The following is a 21,174-nucleotide window of genomic DNA, read 5'->3' as shown; positions in this document are numbered from 1 at the left end:
GGCGTTGAGATAAACGCAATGAGTAGGTGATGACGGTAGCTGATTGGTCCGCATTTGCTCAGATACAAGTGGGTGCTTGGGGCGTCATTGCGCCCCTGACTGATGCATCAGTCAGGGGCGCAACACCTCGGCGCATCTCAGTGCCGCTCGGCGCGGGAGCAGCAGCGGGGTGACCAGCAGGAGGACTCCGGCGATCGCGATCGCGGTGCGGGGGCCGGTGATGGCGGCGAGCAAGCCCCACGCTGCGGTCAGGGCCGCGATGGCAATGCTGCTGCTGACCGACCAGGCGGTCAGGGTGCGGGCGACCCGGTCGGGGTCGGTGTGCTCGAGCCGGTAGGTGGCCAGTACCGGGTTGAACACGCCACAGCAGGTCACCAGACCGAGCTGGACGGCGATGACGAGCACGATCCCGGAGACGCCGGGTTGCACGAACGCCAAACCGACTGGCCAGTATGCCCGCAGTGCCCCGGCGGTGAGCATCACCTTGCGCTGCCCGAACCGTGTCACGAGCCGGCGCGCGATGCGTGAGCCTACGAGGCCACCGATGCAGGGGGCCGCGAACATCAGACCGTACTGCCAGGGTGTGAACCCGAGGCGGCCCAGCAGGAGTACGGCGAGCAGCGGCTCGGAGGCCATGATCAGGCCGTTCACCACGATCGAGTTGAAGAGCAGCGGGCGCAGTGCGGGCCGGCTGAGGATGTAGCGCCAGCCTTCGAGCAGATCACCTGCGCGAAGCCGCGGTGCACCGGTCCGCGCGGGGCGCGGTTCGCCCCCGCCGATGGCCCGGATGCCCAGGGCTGAGAGCAGGTAGCTGACCGCATCGGCCATCATGGTCGTCACCGGGCCGAACATCCCGATCGCGACTCCCCCGAGCGGTGGTCCGACCATCGTCGCGCTCCATGTCGTGGACTCGAACCGGCCGTTCGCGACGAGCAGGTCCTGCGGCGGCACGAGCGCCTTCAGATACACGCCTCCGGCCGCGTTGAAGGCGATGTTGGCCGCCGCGACGACGACGGAGACGACGAGGAGTTGGGCGAAGCTGAGCCGGCCGAGCGCGAACGCGGCGGGGACGCTCATCAACGCCGCGAACCGGGTCAGGTCCATAGCCACCATGACAGGCCGCTTGCGGCGGAACTCCACCCATGGACCGAGCGGTACCGCCACCACTGCTCCCACCGCCCGCCCCGTGGCAGCCAGCGCCGCCACCTGGGCCGGCCCGGAGTGCAGCGCGAGGACCGCGATCAAGGAAAACGCACCGAACCCGAGCGATGTGCCGTACGCGCTGACGGCATACGACGCCCACAACCACCCGAACCGCCTGCCCAGCGCCCGTCTGCCTGGCATCCCCAACGCATCTCTCGCCGAACTGAACAACCACTGGTGACCACCGGCATCAAAGCGAGTAGCGGATGGCGAGATCAAACAACCGACCAGCCAGGAAGCCACAACCCCTCGTTGTGTCCCACGGTGCCCCTGCCAGAACTCGGGAGGGACGGGGTCAGTGCGCTGCCGGGTAGCGGGCCGAAAGTGCATGGACGGCGTCGATCATGGCCTCCCGTAGTGCGGGCGGCCCCACGACCTCGGCCTCCGCGCCCAGGCTGAGCAGGTCGGAGACGGCGACCGGCTGCGACTCGACGGCCAGCTCCACCTCGACCCACCCGGCCGCGTCCGCCGGCCCCGCACTCTCCAGCGCCCGCTCGCCCGACGTGCCGAACTTCGCCGGGAGCAGCCGCCGGCCGCTCGGCGAGAGCCGGATCCGAGCCACGTCCTGGCGCAACATTGCCTCCAGACGCCGCGCCGAAGCCTCCCAGTACGCCGCCAGATCGAAACCCGCGGGCCGCTCGAAGGTCCCCTCACCGGTGCTGACCTCCACCAGCCGCGAGATCCGGAAGGTACGGACGGCGCCCTCGCCCGGACGTGCGACATCCGCATCCCCGCGCACGCCCGCGTCCCCGCGTACACCTGAGTCCCCGCGTACGCCCGCCTCCCCGTGTACGGCGTCCTCCCTGCCTGCGGCGTCGCTGTCCGGGGCGGCGGACACCGCCACCGCATACCAGATGCCGCCCTTGAGGACGATGCCCAGCGGGCGCAGTTCGCGCCGCACCTCGCCGCGCCAGCGCCGGTAGCGCACCTGCAGCACACGCTGCTCCCACACCGCGTGGGCGACCCGCGGCAGGTACGGCACCGGGTCGGCGTCGCGGAACCAGCCCGGCGCGTCCAGGTGGAACCGGTCCTGGATGCGCCGGCTGTGCTCGGCGAGCGGGGCCGGGAGCGCGGCGCGCACCTTCAGCTGTGCGGTGGTCAGCACGGCACCGAGCCCCAGTTCCTGGGCCGGGCCCGGGAGCCCGGACAGGAAGAGGGAGCCTGCCTCGGAGTCGGTCAGACCGGTCAGCCGGGTGCGGTACCCGGCCATGAGGCGGTAGCCGCCCGCCGGGCCGCGGTCGGCGTAGACGGGGACGCCGGAGCCGCTGAGCGCCTCGATGTCGCGGTAGACGGTGCGGACGGAGATGCCCAGCTCGGCGGCGAGTTCGGGCGCCGTCATCCGGCCGCGGTTCTGCAGCAGGAGGAGCAGCGAGAGGAGCCGGTCGGCGCGCATGCCGTCATTGTCGCGCCCTGGTCCGCCGTACCTGACAGAAGGTGTCAGGTACGGCCGGAAGGATGCCCGTACGCCGTCGAGCAGCAAGTCGAGCAGCAAGTCGAGCAGCAAGTCGAGCAGCAAGCAGAGCGAAAGGCACCGACATGGCCCAGCAGTCCACCACCGCCGTCTTCACCTTCTCCTCCTGGGACGAGAAGAACGTCACCGATGCCGACCGCAGCCCCCGCCTCGCGCACGCCGCCGTCGTCAACAACTACAGCGGGGGCATCGAGGCGGAGGGCACCGCATGCCAGTACGTACTGGCGTACGTCGCCGAGACCCGCGGGTCCTTCTGCGGGATGGAGCTGCTGACCGGCTCCGTCGAGGGCCGGGAGGGCACGTTCGTCATCCAACAGAACGGCACCTTCGACGAGGAGGGCGTCATCCGCTGCTCGTTCGAGGTGGTACCGGGCTCGGGTACGGGGGAGCTCGCCGGTCTGACCGGAACGGGAGGGTACGAGGTCCGCCAGGGGGAGCAGGAGGTGAAGGTGACCTTCTCCTACGAGCTCCAGGGCTGAGGCCCCGCTGCCCTCCCCGCCGAACCCCTCACACGGAAACCCCCTTCTCGCTGCGACGGCGAGAAGGGGGTGTTCCGCGAGAAGAGGCGCTGCCGTGAGAGAGCTAGGCGGGCGAAGGGGCGGAGCTCTTGCCGGAAGGCGACGTGACGCCAGGGGAACCGGAACCGCCCTGCTCCTCCGGCATCTTGAGGAAGAAGGTCAGCACCATGGCGACCAGGTACAGAGCCAGGAAGACGATGGTCACGCCACCCGCGCCCACGAGCGGGAGGAAGATGGACGCGATGGCAGGCCCCACGAAGGCGGCGCCGCCCGCACCGAGGTTGAGGAGAGCCATCGCGCCGCCCTTGTTGTCCGGGGCCATGCTCGGGATCAGCGCCGAGATGGGGACGAAGCCGGCCAGCGTGGCGCCGTACAGCATGCCGGCGAGCACGGCGACCCAGTAGTAGTCGGGGCCGAGCCAGGTCGGCACGAAGTACAGCACCGTCACGCTGATCGCACAGCCGAGGGCGCCGAAGGTGGCGATGGTGGTCCGCCAGCCGATCTTGTCGGAGACGGCCCCGAAGATCAGGTTGAAGAAGATGTTGGTGCCGTAGATGATCGCCAGCAGCTGGAGCCACTTGTCGGTGCCGAAGCCGACATCGTCGGAGAAGATCCGCGGCAGGTAGACGAGCATGCCGAACTCGGGCGCCGTGTTGATGATCCGTACCAGGCAGCCGACCAGCACCCTGGGGTGCGTCCAGATGATCGAGACGCTGTTGAAGAGGGACTCGCCCGTGGTGACGCCGGGCTCAGCCAGCCGGTCGCCGCCCTCCCGCCGCTTGGCGCCGACCAGTGCGATGGCGCCACCGGCCAGGATGAGGGCGAGCGCGCTCCACAGGGTGCCCAGTTCACCGATGGCGGGGATGGTGAAGCTGGACCACAGGGAACCGAGGGTGGGCAGGCCGCCGGTGAAGGCGAAGTAGAACCAGCCCACGGCGGTGCCCAGCCGGGCTTTCGGAGCTGTGCCGGTGATCCAGACGAGGAAGCCGAAGGCGAAGAGCGGATAGCCGAAGCCGCGGATGCCGTAGAGGATCAGCATCATCGGGTAGTTCTCGGTGCCGAGCGCGAAGACCAGGTAGAGCGCGTCGAAGACCGCCCAGATCGCCAGGCCCACCCACATCACCTTGCGCGGGCCCCACACCTCGGAGAGCGCGCCGGAGAACCAGGAGGCCAGCATCACGGTGACGCCGTACGCGGTGATGACGTAGCCGGCCTTCACATCGGTGCCTGCTCCGTGGTCGGCCATGTACGGCGAGATGAAACCGCTCTCGACACCGTCGCCGATCATGAACAGCAGTACGCCGATATACCCGAGGACCAGGGGTTTCGGCAGCCCTATGCGATCGAGTAGCCCTCTCTCGGCAGGTCGGGTCGCTGAATCCGTCATCGGGGGCCTCCGCTCTGAGGTAACCAGTTGGTGCACCGCAGATACTCAGCCCGCCTGCGAGAAATATCAAGAGCTCTGTTAAAAATAACGGTCAAGCCTGTTGCGGCCTAACAGCACGTGAAAGGGGGCGCGCCCCGAAGGGGCGCGGGGAACTGCGCGAGCGACCACAACGAACCCGCAGCCTGCAAGCGCCAGGAAGGGGCAGCCCCCTGCCCAGCACAGCCGAGAGGGCGAGCCAAGACCCGCCGGACAACCCTTACGCGGAGACCACCCGCACATCCGTCAGCTTCCGCATCTCCGCCACCAGCCCTTCGTCCACCGGCCCGCTGAGCACCACATGGTCGAAGGCGCGTACCGGATCCAGCCGGTGCAGCGCGCTGCGGCCGACCTTGCTGTGGTCCATCAGCAGCACGCTCACCGAGCCCGCCTCCCGCATCGCGCGCTTGAGGGCGACGATCTCCTGTTCCTGGTGATAGGTCATGGTGCCGGTGATGGCGGAGGTGGAGACGACGGTCAGGTCCACCGAGAAACTCTTGATCATCTCCAGTGCGGAGAGCCCGATCCATGAGTCGTGGGTGCGCGAGTACTCGCCGCCGATCCCGATGAGCCGTACGTCTTCCACGGGCCGCAGCTCCTCGGTGATCAGCCGGTAGTTGGTCACCACGGTCAGCGGCCCCACCTGCGGCAGCAGCTTCGCGAAGGCCAGCGCCGTGGTCGAGTCGTCCAGCATCAGCGACATTCCCGGCGTCACGAACTCCAGCGCGGCGCCGGCCAGTGCGTCCTTCTCGCCGGTGTGCGCGTGCAGCCGGAAGTCGGAGCTGGACTCGAAGACGGTGGAGGGCTGGGCCGAGACACCGCCGTGGTACTTGCGCAGGATGCCGCGGTCGGCGAGCTCGGCGATGTCCCGGTGCACCGTCATCACGCTGACGCCGGTCAGTTCCGTCAGCTCCGCCACCGAGGCGTCGCCCTTGGCCAGCACATGGTCGACGATCTGCTGCTGACGCTTCTGGCGCGAGGCGCGCGCTGCTGAATGGGCGGTCATACGGACCATCCTGCACCCCGGACGGTCTCTTCCGGTCCCCGGATCACTGGAAGTCTCACATTGTTCCTGGTGTGCGTATCAACCCACAAGTGACAGATAACAGATGCGGTGTTAATTTGCAGGGAGCCGAAGGTGAGGAGTTCCGGCCGTGGCCGATGCAGTGGTGTTTGACATGGACGGAGTGCTCGTCGAGAGCGAGCATCTCTGGGAGCGGCTGTGGACCGCGTTCGCCGCCGAGCGCGGCAAGCAGTGGGGACCCGAGCAGACCAAGAGCTGCCAGGGCATGAGCGCCCCGGAGTGGGCCGCCTTCCTCACCGAGTTCGCCGGGGCCGGCGACAGCGCCGCCGATACGGAGCGCACCGTCGTGGACGGCATGATCAAGGCGCTGGAGGACGGTGAGATCGAACTGCTGCCGGGCGCCCTGGAGATGATCACCGACGCCGCCGCACGCGGGCCCATCGCGCTCGCCTCGTCCGCGCCGCGCCGCGTGATCGACGCCGTCCTCGCGCACCATGGAGTCGACCACCACTTCAAGGCCACCGTCTCCAGCGCCGAGGTCCCGCGTGGCAAGCCCAGCCCGGACGTCTACCTCGCGGCCGCCGACAAGCTCGGCGTCCCCGCGGCCGACTGCCTGGCGGTGGAGGATTCCAGCAACGGGCTGCGCGCCGCCGCGGCGGCCGGGATGACGGTCGTCGCCATCCCCAACCCCGGCTACCCGCCGGCCGCCGACGCGCTGGCGGGCGCCGCACACCGCGCGGCGGACCACGACGACGTACGCCGCTACCTGCTCTCCCGGCTCGCGGAAAGCCCGCAGCTCGCGGAAAGCTCCCAGCTCAAGGAAGGTGACCGGTAATGCCGGACCCGATCAAGGTGCTGGCCTCGGGCGACCACTTCATCGCCCCCCAGCTCTTCGTCGACGCGCTCAAGGAAGCGGCCCCCGGCATCGCGCTGGACTTCCGTACCCAGACCACCCCCTGGCCGCACACCCCCTTCGGCCCCGTCGGCAACGTCAAGGAGGCCAGCGGCACCGAGGACGAGCTGCTCGAAGCGCTCGGCGACGCGGAGGTGGCGCTGATCCAGATGGCGCCGTTCACCGACCGCGTCATCCGCGAGGCCCCGAACCTGAAGCTGATCGCGGTGGCCCGCGGCGGCCCGGTCAACGTCGACGTGCCGGCCGCCACCCGCGCCGGCATCCCCGTCACCTTCACCCCCGGCCGCAACGCGGCTGCCGCCGCCGAGTTCGCCCTCGGGCTGATGCTCGCCGCGCTGCGCCGTATCCCGGCCTCCGACGCGGAACTGAAGAAGGGCACCTGGCGGGGCGATTACTACGCCATCGAGAACGCGGGCATCGAGCTGGACGGCACCACCGTCGGACTCGTCGGATACGGCGCCATCGGCGCGATCGTCGCGCGGGTGCTGCGTGCCTTCGGCTCCAGGGTGCTGGTCGCCGACCCGTACGCCGACCCGGTCAAGGCCGCGGCGGACGGCGTGGAGCTGGTGGCGCTGGAGGAGCTGCTGCGCCGCAGCGCGGTCGTCAGCCTGCACGCCCGCGTCACGCCCGAGACCCGGCACATGCTGAACGCCGACAACCTCAAGCTGCTCCCCAAGGGCGCGGTGCTCGTCAACTCGGCGCGCGGCGAACTGATGGACTACGGCCCGCTGCCGGCGATGCTGGAGTCCGGCCATCTGGGCGCGCTGGCGCTGGATGTGTACGACGTCGAGCCGCCGCCCGCGGACTGGCCGCTGCACCGCGCTCCCCACGTCATCACCACCCCGCACCTGGCGGGCGCAACCCGGCAGACCGCCGACCGCGCCGCGGCCATCACGGCGGCCCAGGCAGCCGCCCATCTGCGCGGTGAGCGCCCCGAGTTCGTGGTCAACCCGGAGGTGTTCGGGACCACGGGGACCGCCGGGGGAGGGCAGCAGTCATGATCGTCGGGGTCGATGTCGGCACCTCGGTCACCAAGGCCCAGCTCATCGCGCGCGACGGGCGCACCAGCCCGGCGCACGAGGCCCGCAGCACGCTGTACACGTTGCCGGGCAACCGCGTCGAGCAGGACATGGACGAGGTCATCGGCACCGTCGTCACCGTCGTACGGGCCGCCGTCGCCGATGCCGCACAACTCGACCCGAACGAGCCCATCGAGGCCCTCGCACTGACCGGCCAGGGCGACGGCCTGTGGCTGCGGGACGCCGACGGCCGTCCGGTGGGCCGGGCGCTGTCCTGGATGGACGGCCGCGCGGCCCCCGTCCTGGACAAGTGGGCCGCCGACGGCACGGCCCGTCAGGTCTACCGGCGCACCGGAGCCGGTATGTTCCCGGGCGCCGCCGGACCCCTCCTCGCCCACCTGGCCGAACACGAGCCCGAGCGGCTGGCCGCGGCCGATGTGGCCGGGTACTGCGTCGACGCCATCGCCCAGCGCTTCACCGGAGAGCGCACGGTGGACGCCTCAGACGCATCGGTGCCGTTCCTGGACGTGGCCCGGCGTACGTACGACGACGAGGCACTTCAGCTGTGCGGGCTGGGCCGGTGGCGCGGACTGCTGGCCGAACCCGCACCGCCCGGTGCCTTGTTCGGACTGCTGCCCAAGGTCGCCGCGGAGCTTGGGCTGCCCGTCGGCCTGCCCGTCAGCGCCGGTCCCTTCGACATCCCGGCGTGCGGCTTCGGCTCGGGCCTGGAGCAGGTCGGCGAGGGCAACCTCATCATCGGTACGACGCTGGCCTGCCAGGTGCTGAGCGACGACCCCGCGCCGGGTGCGGGGGACGAGGCGGCCGGCATGATCCTGGCCACCCCGTACGAGGACCGGTATCTGCGGGTCATGCCCGCCATGATCGGCACGGCCGGGCTGGACTGGCTGCTGGGCATGCTCGGCGTACGCATCGAGGAACTGGACGCGCTGCTGGCGCAGTCCCCATACGGCGCCGCCGGGGTGACGGCCCTGCCGTTCCTGTCCACCAGCGGCGAGCGGGCCCCCTTCGTGGACGCCCGCGCCCGCGGCCGGCTCGACGGGCTCTCGCCCCTGACCGGCCGCGCCGACCTGGTGCGTGCCCTGTGCGAAGCCGTCGCCTACTCGGCACGGCACTGCCTGGAGACCCTCGGCGTCGCCGGGGCTATCACCGCCTGCGGCGGGGGAGCGCGCTCCGGCGAATGGGGGCGCATCTTCGCCGGCGTACTCGGCCGGGATGTCCATGTGCGGGAGGACGCCGTGGGCATCCGCGGCGCCGCACGGGTCGCCTGGCGCGCGCTGGGCGCTGACTCTGCCGACTCAGCTGTCGGGGGCTCCTTGGAAGGGGGCCGTGTCGCCCGCGCCGACGATGCGGCGGTCGCCTTCTACGAAGACGGCTACCACCGCTACCTCGACACCTTGGAAAGAGCCCGCCAGACCTGGTGACCCCGTCCCGGTCCCTTCCCCGGACTCCGTCCGGTCCCGGCAAAACCCACTGCTGGAGTCCCATATGACCCGCGTATTCAACGACCCTGCCCGCTTCGCCGAGGACATGGTCCAAGGCTTCACCGCGGCCCACCCCGAACACGTCCGCGCAGTCCCCGGCGGCGTTGTCAGAGCCCACCGCCCCGGCATCGCGAAGGTCGCGGTGCTGACCGGCGGCGGTTCCGGCCACTACCCCGCGTTCTGCGGCGTGGTCGGCAAGGGGTTCGCCGACGGCTCGGTCATCGGCAACGTCTTCACCTCCCCGTCCGCCGCGCAGGCGTACTCCGTGGCGGCGGAAGCCGAAACGGGGGCAGGCGTGCTGTTCATGTTCGGCAACTACGCGGGCGACGTCATGAACTTCGGCCAGGCAGCCCAGCGGCTGACCGCCGACGGCATACCGGCCCGCTGCTTCGCCGTCACCGACGACATCGCCAGCGCCCCCACCGCGGAGGCGGCCCGGCGGCGCGGTATCGCGGGCGGCTTCACCGTCTACAAGACGGCCTCCGCCGCCGCCGAGGAGGGTGCCGACCTGGACGCGGTGATCCGGATCGCGGAGCACACCAACGCCCGGACCCGCTCGCTCGGCGTGGCCTTCGCTGGGTGCACACTGCCCGGTCAGCGGGAGCCGCTGTTCACCGTGCCGGAGGGCAAGCTGGGCCTCGGCCTGGGCATCCACGGCGAGCCGGGCGTGAGCGAGACCGAGCTGACGACCGCCGAGGACCTGGCCCGCACCCTGGTGGAGGGGCTGCTGGCCGAGCGGCCCGAGGAGGCCGCGGACAGCCGCCGGGTGGCGGTCCTCCTCAACGGCCTGGGCGCCACCAAGTACGAGGAGTTGTACGTTCTGTGGGCATCCGTGGCACGGCTGCTCGACGAGGCGGGACTGGAGCTGGTACGCCCCGAGGTGGGCGAGCTGGTCACCTCGCTGGACATGGCGGGCTGCTCGCTGACCGTCACCTGGCTGGACGACGAGCTGGAACGGCTCTGGCTCGCCCCCGCCGACACCCCGGCCTTCCGCCGGGGCGAGGTCGCCCCGCAAGATCCGTCCGCGAGCGGGACGGTGGCCGCGCCCCGTACGGTCACCGCCGTCACCGCTCAGACCAGTGACGTTCCCGCCACTGGCGAGGCGGTCGCCACCGGGGCCACCGTCGTACGCGCCTTCCAGGCCGCCCACACCCTCCTCCACGAGCAGGAAGAGACACTCGGCCGGCTCGACGCCGTCGCCGGGGACGGGGACCACGGGCGCGGCATGTGCAAAGGCGTGGACGCGGCGCTGGCCGCCGCCGAGAAGGCGCAGGTCAGGGGCGCTGCGCCGGCCGCGCTGCTCGGTGCTGCCGGAGACGCCTGGGCGGCAGAGGCAGGGGGCACCTCCGGAGCGCTGTGGGGCGCAGCACTGCGCGCGTTCGGCTCCGCGCTCCCCGCCGACCGCGCCCCTGTGCCCGCGGAACTGGCGGCCGGCGCACGGGCCGCGCTGGAGGCCGTCACCGCGCTCGGCAAGGCGGAGCCCGGCGACAAGACCCTGGTCGACGCACTCGCCCCGTTCGTGACCGCTTTCGGAGAACGGCTGGCGGCGGGCAGCGCACCGGCGCGGGCGCTGGCCGACGCGGCCGATGTGGCCCGTACCGCCGCAGAGGCCACCGCGGAGCTGCGCCCCAAGCTGGGCCGCGCCCGGCCGCTCGCCGAACGCAGCATCGGCACCCCGGACCCGGGCGCCACCTCGCTGGCGCTGGTCCTGGGCACGGTGGCGGACACCGTAAGCGCCGTGGCCTGACCTCTTCTCCCCCCCCGCCACCAGGAGGAACGCACCATGAGCAGCACCCCCGCAGGGCCCCGGCAGCCCTTCCGTATCGTCGTGGGCTGCGACGACGCGGGTCTCGACTACAAGGAAGCCCTCAAGAAGGACCTGGTCCGCGACGCCCGGGTCGCGGAGGTCACCGATGTCGGCGTCGACAGCGGAGGGGCCGACAAGGACCGGGCCTATCCGCACGTAGCCGTCGAGGCCGCCCGCCGCGTCGCCGACGGCGAGGCCGACCGCGCGCTGCTGATCTGCGGCACCGGTCTGGGCGTCGCCATCAGCGCGAACAAGGTCCCCGGCATCCGCGCCGTCACCGCACACGACAGCTACTCCGTGCAGCGCTCAGTACTCAGCAACAACGCTCAGGTCCTCTGCTTCGGCCAGCGCGTCATCGGCCTGGAGTTGGCCCGCACCCTGCTGGACGAGTGGCTGGACCAGCATTTTGACGAGGGCTCCGCCTCGGCGGCCAAGGTCGCCGCGATAACGGGCTACGAGCACAACTGCTGACCCCCGCCGGGCCGGAAGCGGCACCGGGGAACGGGCCGGGAAACGGCAGCGCGGAACGGGCCGGGAAACTGCAACGTGAAAGGCGCCGGGAAACAGCACCGGGGAAAAGGCGCGCCGAACGGCGCCCCCGGAAAAGGCAGGAGCCCCCGCCGAAGCGGGGGCTCCTTGGATACTGCAGAGTCAGGGACTACTGCGCGGTGACATTCTCCGCCTGCGGACCCTTGGGGCCCTGCGTGACATCGAACGACACCATCTGGTTCTCCTCGAGAGAGCGGAAACCGGATGCGTTGATCGCGGAGTAGTGGACGAAGACATCGGGACCGCCGCCGTCCTGGGCGATGAAACCGAAGCCCTTTTCGGCGTTGAACCACTTAACGGTTCCGGTAGCCATAAGCCCTCCTTGGGCCTATAAGGGTGTCCCTGCTCCCAGAACCCACAAAGAAGCCTGAAAACGACGAGAGCCCGCGGTCACATGCTCCGCAGGCTCTGTACTGCAAGGGAAACCAAACTGCAACTTGGCTCTGAGCCTAGCATGGTGGGGCCGGGGGTGGAAGAGCTGCGGATCATGTCCCACAGCCCTCCCGGAGGACCCCGCGTGGCGGGGCACAGACCGGGGCGTAATCTCCGGAGAGTGACTGCGAAACCGAGGCATGTGCGCACCCGCCCCCGCGTCGCGCACATCCAGTTCCTCAACTGTCTGCCGCTGTACTGGGGCCTGGTCCACACCCACACCCTGCTGGACCTGGACCTGACCAGGGACACCCCCGAGAAGCTCAGCGAGATGATCATCGACGGGCGGCTCGACATGGGGCCCGTCACCCTGGTGGAGTTCCTGCGCAACGCGGACGACCTGGTGGCCCTCCCGGACATCGCGGTGGGCTGCGACGGCGACGTCATGTCGTGCGAGATCGTCTCCCGCGTCCCCCTCGATCAGCTGGATGGCGCCCGGGTGGCCCTCGGCTCGACCTCGCGAACCTCCGTACGCCTCGCCGAGCTGCTGCTCACGGAGCGCTACGGCGTCCAGCCGGACTACTACAGCTGCCCGCCCGATCTGGAGCGGATGATGAAGGAGGCGGACGCCGCCGTCGTCATCGGTGACGTGGGGCTGCGCGCCTATCTGCGGCAGCTGCCCGAGGAGGACCTCCAGGTGCACGATCTGGGGCGGCTGTGGAAGGAGTGGACGGGGCTGCCGTTCGTCTTCGCCGTCTGGGCCGTACGCCGCGACTTCCTGCGGCAGGCTCCCGAGACCGTGCACGAGACGCACCGGGCGTTCCTGGCCTCCCGCGACCTGGCCATGGAGCAGGTCGACCAGGTGGCCGAGCACGCCGCGCGCTACGAGATCTTCGAGCCGAAGGTGCTGGAGCGGTACTTCACCACCCTGGACTTCCGGTTCGGCGAACGGCAACTGGAGGGCGTCGCCGAGTTCGCCCGCCGTACCGGCGCGACAACCGGTTTCCCGCCCGACGTCCGGGTGGAGATGCTCAGCCCAGAGCCCCGCACCTGAGCCCCCCGGGGGCACTCGGGCGACCCTCGGGGACACTCCAGAAGATCGGCCGAATGCCCCTGGCGTAGGCTGGTCCGGCGCCGTTGTGCTGTGGTAAGCGGCGAGATTCAGCGAACGTTTGAAATGCAGTGAATGTGCGAAGTGCGACCTTTGGAGGGACGCCACGGTGACAGCGCACGTGTCGGAAGCCGACCTGCTCTCCGCCCTCGACCGCGCCGCCACCGGAGGGCGCGTCACTCCCGAAGAGGCGCTCGACCTCTACCGCTACGCGCCCCTGCACGCGCTGGGCGCCGCTGCCGACAAGGCGCGCCGCCGCCGGTACGCCGGGACCGAGCACATCGCCACGTACATCATCGAGCGCAACATCAACTACACCAACTCGTGCGTGACGGCCTGCAAGTTCTGCGCCTTCTACGCCTCGCCCAAGAGCGACAAGGTGTGGATCCGGGACCTGGACGACATCCTGCGCCGCTGCGCGGAGACGGTGGAGCTGGGCGGCACCCAGATCATGTTCCAGGGCGGCCACCACCCGGACTTCGGGGTGGAGTACTACGAGGAGCACTTCGCCGCCATCAAGAAGGCGTTCCCGCAGCTGGTCATCCACTCGCTGGGCGCCAGCGAGGTCGAGCACATGGCGCGGATCTCCGGAGTGTCGCCGAAGGAGGCGATCGAGCGCATTCACGCGGCAGGTCTCGACTCCTTCGCGGGCGCCGGCGCCGAGCTGCTGCCCGAGCGGCCCCGTAAGGCCATCGCCCCGCTCAAGGAGTCGGGCGAGCGGTGGCTGGAGATCATGGAGATCGCCCACAACCTCGGTGTGGAGTCCACCTCCACCATGCTGATGGGCACGGGCGAGACCAACGCCGAGCGCATCGAGCACCTGCGGATGATCCGTGATGTGCAGGACCGCACCGGCGGCTTCCGCGCCTTCATCCCGTACACCTACCAGCCGGAGAACAACCACCTGAAGGGGCAGACGCAGGCGACCGTCTTCGAGTACCTGCGGATGATCGCCATCGCGCGGATCTTCCTCGACAACGTCGCCCACATCCAGGGCTCCTGGCTGACCACCGGCAAGGACGTCGGACAGCTCTCGCTGCACTACGGCGCCGACGACCTCGGCTCGGTGATGCTGGAGGAGAACGTCGTCTCCTCGGCGGGCGCCAAGCACCGCTCCAACCGGATGGAGCTGATCGACCTCATCCGCAAGGCGGGCCGTGTTCCGGCGCAGCGTGCCACGACGTACGAGCACTTGGTGGTGCACGACGACCCGGCGAACGACCCCGTGGACGACAAGGTCGTCTCGCACCTCTCCTCCACTGCCATCGAGGGTGGAAGTGCCCACCCCGAACTCGCCCTCATCGACGCGAACTGACGACCGGACGGACAACACAAGACGTGACGCGGGCATCCCTGGACAAGAAGCCGCACGAGGTCGCGGCCATGTTCGACGACGTGGCGGCCAAGTACGACCTCACCAACGATGTGCTCTCGCTCGGCCAGGCCCGGCTGTGGCGGCGGGCGGTCGCCGACGCCGTGGACGCGCGCCCGGGCGAGCGGGTGCTCGACCTCGCGGCGGGTACCGCCACTTCGTCGCTGCCCTTCGTGGAGGCCGGGGCCTTCACGGTGCCGTGCGACTTCTCGCTCGGCATGCTGCGTGAGGGCAAGCAGCGCCACCCCTGGATGCCGCTCACCGCGGGTGACGCGACCCGACTCCCCTTCGCCGACGGCACGTTCGACGCGGTGACCATCTCTTTCGGGCTGCGCAACGTCAGCGCGGTGGATACGGCGCTCGCCGAGATGCGGCGGGTCACCAAGCCCGGTGGGCGCGTGCTGATCTGCGAGTTCAGCCATCCGACGTGGGCGCCGTTCCGCACCGTCTACACGGAGTACCTGATGCGCGCGCTGCCGCCACTCGCCCGGCGGGTCAGCAGCAGCCCGGATGCCTACGTCTATCTCGCGGAGTCCATCCGCGAGTGGCCGAACCAGCCGCAATTGGCGGCCCGTCTCCAGGACGCGGGCTGGACCCGGGTGGCCTGGCGCAATCTGACGGGCGGCATCGTCGCCCTGCACCGCGGCTTCCGTCCGACGGGTCCGACGGGTCCGACTGACTGACGCAGCGTCAATTCGAGGAGTAGTTGGCCAAGTCCGGTTGCGCTTGGATAAATCTCCTTCCCCCAAGGGGCGTTCGGCGGAACGATGTAACCCGTCCCCCACGTACCGTACGCACACACGCGGTTCCCCTGTGTGCCGCTTCTCCCCTCCCCGAACGCCGAACGCAACCGCATCGGAGCGCCATGTCGTCCCCGCCGCCGCCGTCATCGTCGCCGTGCCCGCAATGTGGTGCCGATTCCCCCGCCGAGGCCCGCTTCTGCATGTCCTGCGGCGCCCCCACGGCACCTGCGGCCCCGCCCGAGCCCGCGGCCCCGCCCGAGCCCGCGGCCCCGCCCGCACCGGCGGCCCCGCCCGAGCCTGCGGACTCGCCCGAGCTTGCGGCCCCGCCCGCACCGGCGGGTCCGCCCCCGCCCGCCGCCCCGCCCGAGCCCGCGGCCCCGCCCGCGTACGTACCGACCCAGACCGCGCAGCCTGCGCAGCCCGGCTACGCGCCGCCTCCGCCCGCCCCTCCCCAGCCCGCCCGGCCCAGCCCGGTCGGGATGTTCCTGGCGCGGACCCTCAAGGGCGACTGGCTCGGCGCACTGCGCGTCGCCGGCTGGCCGTTGGGGTTGCTGTTCCTGGCGGCCTGCCTGCTCGGCATCTGGTCCAACGAGGACATCGACGACCTGGACATCGGCTGGGGCACCCGGATGCGGGTCGCACTTGCCGCACTGCTCCAGGGCATCGGCGGCGGATTCGGCGTCTCGGCCGATCCCGATTTCCAGACCCAGGGTGCGCGCGTGGCGGGCGACGCGGAGGTCTCCGGACTGCCGCTGCTCGCGACTGCCTTGTGGATCGGCGCACTCGTCGTCGCGGCCCGTTTCGAGCGGCGCAGACTGGCACCGGCGACACCCTCTGCCGGATTCGAGGCCGCGCTGCGGATCGGCGCAGTGTGCGGACTCGGGGGGCTCGCGCTGGGGCTGTACGCCTCTCCCTCGTACGAGGGACTGGAGTTGGAGTCCTCGCCCGGCCTCACCCTGCTGTGGGCGTTCCTGCTCTCCACCTTCGTCGCGGCGCTCGTGCTGACCCGGGGCGGGACCGACGCCTGGCTGGCCGCGCGCCCCGGCCCGCGCGCTGTGATGGGCGCGCTGCGGACGGCGGGGCTCGCACTGGCGGCTGTGATCGCGCTGGCCTCCGTGGTGATGTTCGTCGTCCTGCTGGCGACCGAGGACGACGTCAACGCCGGTGACGTATGGGGGCTGGTGGCGCTGCTGCCCAACGTCGGCACGTTCGGCCTCGCGCTGTCCTGGGGCGCGCCCATCGACGTGAAGTGGGACATCAGCCAGTGGGACGCGGGGCGCGAGTCGTTCGGCTACGGGGAGTTGAGCGACCTCGTCAATGGCGGCTGGGCGGTCGTCGGCGCGCTGGCCGGCGGGCTGGCGTGCGCGCTGCTGCTGGGCACGCTGGTGGCGCGGCGCAGCGTCGACCGCCGCGAACAACTGCTCGCCGCCGGGTTCTTCGTCCTCGCGCTGCTGCTGGTCGCCGCGCTGGCCGGGGCGAGCTTCGACGCCGGGTTCCGCGACCCGACCGCCGACATCGGTGACGGCAGCGGGGGCGGCCTCGGAGACGACTACGGCGGCAACTACGAAGACGACTACGGAAGCGATTACGGCAGCGAACTCGGGTCCGGCGACCGCTTCTACGCCCACGGTGAGATCGGGGCCGGTATCGCGGAGCTGCTGCTGTTCGCGCTGCTGTGGTCCTACGGCGGCACGCTGCTGGTCCCCTTCCTGCGTGCCCAGTTCGGCAAGGGCGGCCCCGGCGGGACCGGCCTCGGCGGTACGGGCCTGGGTGCGGGCGCTTACGGCACCGGCCCGCACGGCACCGGCCCGCACGGTGCGGGCGCCCACGGCATACCGGCCGCTCCGCCGGTGTCGCCCCCTCCCGCCGCGCCACCCGCGCAGGCCGACCGTCCCGGCGCCGCGTACCCCGCAACCGACCCCGCACCCGGCCCCGACATCCAGGGCCCGGGCGGGGGCGGCGGCCCGGTGGCGCCTCCGCAGCGCAGGCGTGGCCTCATGTGGGCGGGCCTCATCCTCGCCGCGTTCCTGGTGGGCGGCGCAGGGGCCGGGGGTGCCTTCTATCTTGCGGGCGACGACGGCAAGGACGACAGCAAGCCCGCAGCCAAAGAGCCCGCCAAGGCGTCCACAAAGGAGAAGGAGAAGGAGCCCGCCGACGAGAGCCCCGAAGGGCCGAGACCCGCACCGTCCGACAGCTCCGACAGCTCCGACGACTCCGATCCGGACGCGCAGTCGGGCGGCTCCCCCGGCACCCCGGAGACCACCGAGCTGCCCGACGGCTTCACCACGGTGGACGACCCCAAGGGCTTCTCCGTCGGGGTGATGGAGGGCTGGCAGCGCCGGGCGAAGGGCACCCAGGTCGACTACGAGGCTCCCACCGGGGGCGACTATCTGCGTGTCGGCATCATCGAGAACGCGGGCCAGTCGTCGTACGACAACTTCCGAAACCTGGAGGAGGGCGCCCGCAAGCGGGACGGCTACCGGCGCCTCGAACTGACGGAGAACACCTTCCGGGGACGGCCGGGCGCCCGCTGGGAGTTCGTCTACACCTCGGACGAATCGGGCCGCACCATCCACGCCATCGACCAGGCGTACGTCGGCGAGGACGGTACGGAGTACAGCCTCTACGCCGAGAGCCGCTACGACGAGTGGGATCCGGACCGGGAACAGGTCTTCAGCACCGCGCTGCGCACCTGGGACGAGAACGGCACCTGACGGACCGCAGGGCTGACGGACGGCGGGGGAGGGGCCGGAACGCGGCGCGGTCCCGGCTCCCGCATAGACTGGCGAGGTCAGCCGAACCAGCCAGCATGCGGGAGTCCTCGTGGCCGACCCCCAACCGAAGGCGCACTCCGAGTCCGAGGTGCAGCCCCAGCCGGAGGCAGCCGCTTCTGAGCGGGTCGCCGATGTGATCGTCGTCGGCGCCGGGCCCGCGGGCTCCACGACTGCGTACCATCTGGCCCGCAGCGGCCTCGACGTGCTGCTGCTGGAGAAGACGGCGTTCCCGCGCGAGAAGGTGTGCGGCGACGGCCTCACTCCGCGCGCCACCAAGCAACTGGTGGCCATGGGCATCGACATCTCCGAAGAGGCGGGCTGGCTGCGTAACAAGGGGCTGCGCATCATCGGCGGCGGCCACCGTCTCCAGCTGCCGTGGCCGGAGCTGGCCAGCTACCCGGACTACGGGCTCGTCCGCAAGCGCGACGACTTCGACGAACAGCTCGCCCGCCAGGCGCAGAAGGCCGGCGCCCGGCTGCACGAGCGCTGCAACGTGACGGACCCGATCCTGGACGACAGGACCGGCCGGCTCACCGGCGTGCACGCCAAGCTGGGCGAGGAGAAGACCCCGGTCACCTTCCACGCGCCGATCGTGGTGGCCGCGGACGGCAACTCCACCCGGCTCTCCCTGAAGATGGGCCTGCACCGCCGTGAGGACCGCCCGATGGGCGTCGCGGTCCGTACGTACTTCACCTCGCCCCGGCACGACGACGACTATCTGGAGTCCTGGCTGGAGCTGTGGGACCGGCGCGGCGAGCAGGACCGGCTGCTGCCCGGCTACGGCTGGATCTTCGGCATGGGCGACGGCACCTCCAACGTCGGCCTCGGGGTGCTCAACACCTCTTCCGCTTTCAAGGAGCTCGACTGGCGCGAGATCCTCAAGGCGTGGTGCGCCTCGATGCCTCAGGAGTGGGGTTACACCCCGGACAACATGACGGGTCCCATCCGGGGCGCCGCGCTGCCCATGGCGTTCAACCGGCAGCCGCACTACACGCGCGGTCTGCTGCTGGTCGGCGACGCGGGCGGCCTGGTGAACCCGTTCAACGGGGAGGGCATCGCCTACGCGATGGAGTCGGGCGCCATCGCCGCCGAGACCATCGTCCAGGCACACGCGCGGGCGACCGATGCCCAGCGGGAGCTGGCCCTGCGCCGCTACCCGAAGGTCCTCAAGGACACCTACGGCGGCTACTACACGATGGGCCGCGCGTTCGTGAAGCTCATCGGCAACCCGAAGGTCATGAAGCTCGCCACCGAGCGCGGCCTCTCGCACCCGGTCCTGATGCGCTTCACCCTCAAGATGCTCGCCAACCTCACCGACCCCACCGGCGGCGACGCCATGGACCGCATCATCAACGGCCTCACCAAGGTGACCCCCAGGGCCTGACAGCGCACTGACCTACACACGATGAGGGCCCCGCCGGAACGGCGGGGCCCTCATACGTTGCTGCTGCGGCCTAGAGCACTCGTACCGCGCCGGTGGGCTGGTCGTAGTTCATGGGGCGCTCCACGATGCCGGTGGAGGAGTTCTGGGCGCCGATGAACTTGCCGCCGCCCGAGTAGACGGCCACGTGGTAGGCGCTGCCCGCGCTGCCCCAGTAGAGGATGTCGCCCGGCTTGAGGTTGTCCAGGGAGACGGGGGTGCCGGTGGTGGACTGCGGCTGCGAGGTGCGCGGCAGGTTGACGCCGACCTGCTTGAAGGCCGCCTGCGTCAGACCCGAGCAGTCGTAGGCGGAGGGGCCGGTGGCGCCCAGGACGTAGGACTTGCCGATCTGGGCCCGCAGGAAGTTCAGCAGGGTGGCCACGTTCCCGCCCTGAGGCGCGGAGGCCTCGGGAAGGGAGGCGCGGTCGGCGGAGCGGGAGGCGCGCTCCGTCGTCTGTGCCGCTGCCTTACGGGCGGCTTCCGCCTTGCGCTTGGCCTCTGCCTTGCGCTTCGCCTCGGCCTCGGCCTTCTCCTTGTTCTCCTTGGCCTGCTTCTTGGCCTCGGACGCCGCGTCGTCCTGGGCCTCCTGGAGGCTGTACTGCTCGGCGGAGTTGTGGAGGGACTCGGCAGCGAGGGTGCTCGAGTCGGCCGTGGAGAGAGTGGGCATCTCGACGGTCTCGGCCGGTGCGCTCTTGTCGGCCGCGAGGGCCGGCGCCGCCGCCGCGGTGAGGGCGATGGTGCCCATGACGCCGCCCGTCATACCCGCACGCAGCGCCGTATTCATCTTGCTGGAGCGGGGCTTTCGGTGGCTGGGTATCTGAGCTTTCGGGGACATGAGGGAATGCCTAGCAGGCTCCAAACACTTCCCTCAACAATCGTGCGATGCGCCACAGTCGTCGGGTACACGGCCACTTGAGCCCTACAGCTATTGCTCGGCGGCCCTTCTCGGACGTGATCATTGCCCAACTACGGGGCCGTGACCACGCAGTTGTCCGCATTGCCGGAATCCCTTGTGTGCTTACCACGGAGAAAAGGTGAGCGCAAAGAAGACAGCGGCTGCCGGAAATGCGTGTGGCGCAGCTCACATTTTCATCCGGGGCTCGAACTCAACTCTTCGTGCAAAGCGGGCGTTGGGTGCCTATCGCCCATCCTGCTCGGTCACGGGCAGGGCTCGGCCGGATCGCGCGGGGGTCTCGGGGCTTGTGCCGGGCTTCACGAGCGCACGAGCCCCAGTGGTTCGCGCATAGCAGGAGAAACCGTCCAGCGCGAATTTGCCAATGCAGCCCCGTGCTTGGTACAGCGACCCGCCTCCAAGGGGTGTGAGCACGCCTGGCTGTCACCTCGGGTGATCATCTTGGCGCTTTGCGTATGAAGATTACTGCTCATCGGATCGGATGATTGGCCGTCAGGTGGTGGAGATCACAAACTAGTTGCCGCCCCCCGTGTCGCAGATCACAGAGGGGCGGGCTTAAGATGCCTGCGAACAGGGCTTGTGAACTGCCTCACATAAGAGCGATCTTCGTGGGGGTGCGCAGCGGCCCAGCGGTCTGCCGGCAGTCAGAGTCGACGCCTGGAAGGAGACGGGAGCGGTGAACGTCTACACACCAATCCTCGTACTGGGAGCGATCGCGGCTGCGTTCACGGTCTTCTCCGTGGTCGTGGCCTCGATCGTCGGCCCCAAGCGCTACAACCGGGCAAAGCTGGAGGCGTACGAGTGCGGCATCGAGCCCACGCCGCAGCCGGCCGGAGGCGGCCGCTTCCCGGTGAAGTACTACCTGACGGCGATGCTCTTCATCATCTTCGACATCGAAATCGTCTTCCTCTACCCGTGGGCCGTCCATTTCGACTCACTCGGGATGTTCGGGCTCGTCGAAATGCTGGTCTTCGTCGCCCTCATCGGTATCGCGTACGCCTACGACTGGCGGCGCGGCGGCCTGGAATGGGACTAGGGGC

Annotated in this window: 18 protein-coding genes; 12 read left to right on the top strand and 6 right to left on the bottom strand. The window is 70.3% G+C overall.

The features are described from left to right. Nucleotides 1-111: 111 nt before the first annotated feature. Together ACTWQF_RS05255 and ACTWQF_RS05250 are read right to left on the bottom strand one after the other, a co-directional pair. Complete coding sequence (locus ACTWQF_RS05255) at nt 112-1,344, bottom strand: MFS transporter (RefSeq protein ID WP_443277414.1); 1,233 nt, start codon at nt 1,342-1,344, stop codon at nt 112-114. Nucleotides 1,345-1,498: 154 nt separating this feature from the next. Next, nucleotides 1,499-2,596, bottom strand: a complete 1,098-nt coding sequence (locus tag ACTWQF_RS05250) for a helix-turn-helix transcriptional regulator (RefSeq protein WP_443277412.1) — start codon at nt 2,594-2,596, stop codon at nt 1,499-1,501. Between the two features lie 143 nt (nt 2,597-2,739). Between ACTWQF_RS05250 and ACTWQF_RS05245 the strand changes: the two genes are divergently transcribed. Continuing rightward, the gene (locus ACTWQF_RS05245) at nt 2,740-3,153 is read left to right on the top strand and encodes a DUF3224 domain-containing protein (protein ID WP_443277410.1); all 414 of its coding nucleotides are present in this window, start codon (nt 2,740-2,742) and stop codon (nt 3,151-3,153) included. A 103-nt stretch (nt 3,154-3,256) separates the two neighbouring features. Here ACTWQF_RS05245 and ACTWQF_RS05240 read toward each other — a convergent pair whose 3' ends face one another. Both ACTWQF_RS05240 and ACTWQF_RS05235 read right to left on the bottom strand, forming a co-directional pair. Continuing rightward, entirely contained in the window at nt 3,257-4,579 is a 1,323-nt protein-coding gene (locus ACTWQF_RS05240; RefSeq protein ID WP_443277409.1) for an MFS transporter, read from the bottom strand. Nucleotides 4,580-4,835: 256 nt separating this feature from the next. Further along, nucleotides 4,836-5,621, bottom strand: a complete 786-nt coding sequence (locus ACTWQF_RS05235; RefSeq protein ID WP_443277408.1) for a DeoR/GlpR family DNA-binding transcription regulator — start codon at nt 5,619-5,621, stop codon at nt 4,836-4,838. Between the two features lie 148 nt (nt 5,622-5,769). Here ACTWQF_RS05235 and ACTWQF_RS05230 point away from each other — a divergent pair, with 148 nt between their 5' ends. From ACTWQF_RS05230 to ACTWQF_RS05210, 5 genes are all read left to right on the top strand, one after another. Next, a complete protein-coding gene (locus ACTWQF_RS05230) occupies nt 5,770-6,474 on the top strand; it encodes an HAD family hydrolase (protein WP_443277406.1) in 705 nt (234 codons plus the stop codon). Continuing rightward, a complete protein-coding gene (locus tag ACTWQF_RS05225) occupies nt 6,474-7,553 on the top strand; it encodes a 2-hydroxyacid dehydrogenase (RefSeq protein WP_443277405.1) in 1,080 nt (359 codons plus the stop codon). The genes ACTWQF_RS05230 and ACTWQF_RS05225 overlap by 1 nt, the downstream gene beginning before the upstream one ends. Next, nucleotides 7,550-9,013 (top strand): FGGY family carbohydrate kinase, encoded by a 1,464-nt coding sequence (locus tag ACTWQF_RS05220; RefSeq protein WP_443277403.1) that lies wholly within the window; start codon nt 7,550-7,552, stop codon nt 9,011-9,013. Before ACTWQF_RS05225 ends, ACTWQF_RS05220 begins: the two co-directional genes overlap by 4 nt. A gap of 64 nt (nt 9,014-9,077) precedes the next feature. Further along, a complete protein-coding gene (locus ACTWQF_RS05215) occupies nt 9,078-10,820 on the top strand; it encodes a dihydroxyacetone kinase family protein (protein ID WP_443277402.1) in 1,743 nt (580 codons plus the stop codon). Between the two features lie 36 nt (nt 10,821-10,856). After that, nucleotides 10,857-11,351, top strand: coding sequence for a ribose-5-phosphate isomerase (locus ACTWQF_RS05210; RefSeq protein WP_443277400.1), 495 nt, complete (start codon nt 10,857-10,859; stop codon nt 11,349-11,351). 187 nt (nt 11,352-11,538) lie between these two features. On the opposite strand, the gene ACTWQF_RS05205 is transcribed toward ACTWQF_RS05210, so the two are convergent. Further along, nucleotides 11,539-11,742, bottom strand: a complete 204-nt coding sequence (locus tag ACTWQF_RS05205) for a cold-shock protein (protein ID WP_019354156.1) — start codon at nt 11,740-11,742, stop codon at nt 11,539-11,541. 261 nt (nt 11,743-12,003) lie between these two features. Here ACTWQF_RS05205 and ACTWQF_RS05200 point away from each other — a divergent pair, with 261 nt between their 5' ends. The 5 genes from ACTWQF_RS05200 (at nt 12,004) to ACTWQF_RS05180 (ending at nt 19,185) form a co-directional block, all read left to right on the top strand. Beyond that, nucleotides 12,004-12,855 (top strand): menaquinone biosynthetic enzyme MqnA/MqnD family protein, encoded by an 852-nt coding sequence (locus ACTWQF_RS05200; protein ID WP_443277587.1) that lies wholly within the window; start codon nt 12,004-12,006, stop codon nt 12,853-12,855. A 166-nt stretch (nt 12,856-13,021) separates the two neighbouring features. Further along, a complete protein-coding gene (gene mqnC / locus ACTWQF_RS05195; RefSeq protein ID WP_443277397.1) occupies nt 13,022-14,227 on the top strand; it encodes a cyclic dehypoxanthinyl futalosine synthase in 1,206 nt (401 codons plus the stop codon). Nucleotides 14,228-14,250: 23 nt separating this feature from the next. Continuing rightward, nucleotides 14,251-14,967, top strand: a complete 717-nt coding sequence (locus tag ACTWQF_RS05190; protein ID WP_443277395.1) for a demethylmenaquinone methyltransferase — start codon at nt 14,251-14,253, stop codon at nt 14,965-14,967. Between the two features lie 260 nt (nt 14,968-15,227). Next, on the top strand, nt 15,228-17,741 hold the full coding sequence (locus ACTWQF_RS05185; protein WP_443277393.1) for a hypothetical protein: 2,514 nt from the start codon (nt 15,228-15,230) through the stop codon (nt 17,739-17,741). Between the two features lie 148 nt (nt 17,742-17,889). Continuing rightward, nucleotides 17,890-19,185, top strand: coding sequence for a geranylgeranyl reductase family protein (locus tag ACTWQF_RS05180; protein WP_443277586.1), 1,296 nt, complete (start codon nt 17,890-17,892; stop codon nt 19,183-19,185). Between the two features lie 70 nt (nt 19,186-19,255). Here ACTWQF_RS05180 and ACTWQF_RS05175 read toward each other — a convergent pair whose 3' ends face one another. Then, nucleotides 19,256-20,056 (bottom strand): C40 family peptidase, encoded by an 801-nt coding sequence (locus tag ACTWQF_RS05175; protein ID WP_443277391.1) that lies wholly within the window; start codon nt 20,054-20,056, stop codon nt 19,256-19,258. 754 nt (nt 20,057-20,810) lie between these two features. On the opposite strand from ACTWQF_RS05175, the gene ACTWQF_RS05170 reads away from it, so the two are divergent. Beyond that, a complete protein-coding gene (locus ACTWQF_RS05170) occupies nt 20,811-21,170 on the top strand; it encodes an NADH-quinone oxidoreductase subunit A (RefSeq protein ID WP_019354165.1) in 360 nt (119 codons plus the stop codon). Nucleotides 21,171-21,174 lie beyond the last annotated feature (4 nt).

Origin of the sequence: Streptomyces sp. 8N114 (genome assembly GCF_052245835.1) — a bacterium.
Lineage (GTDB): Bacteria > Actinomycetota > Actinomycetes > Streptomycetales > Streptomycetaceae > Streptomyces.
The sequence above is the reverse complement of the archived record's forward strand: the minus strand, read 5'-3'. Positions and strand labels throughout refer to the sequence as shown.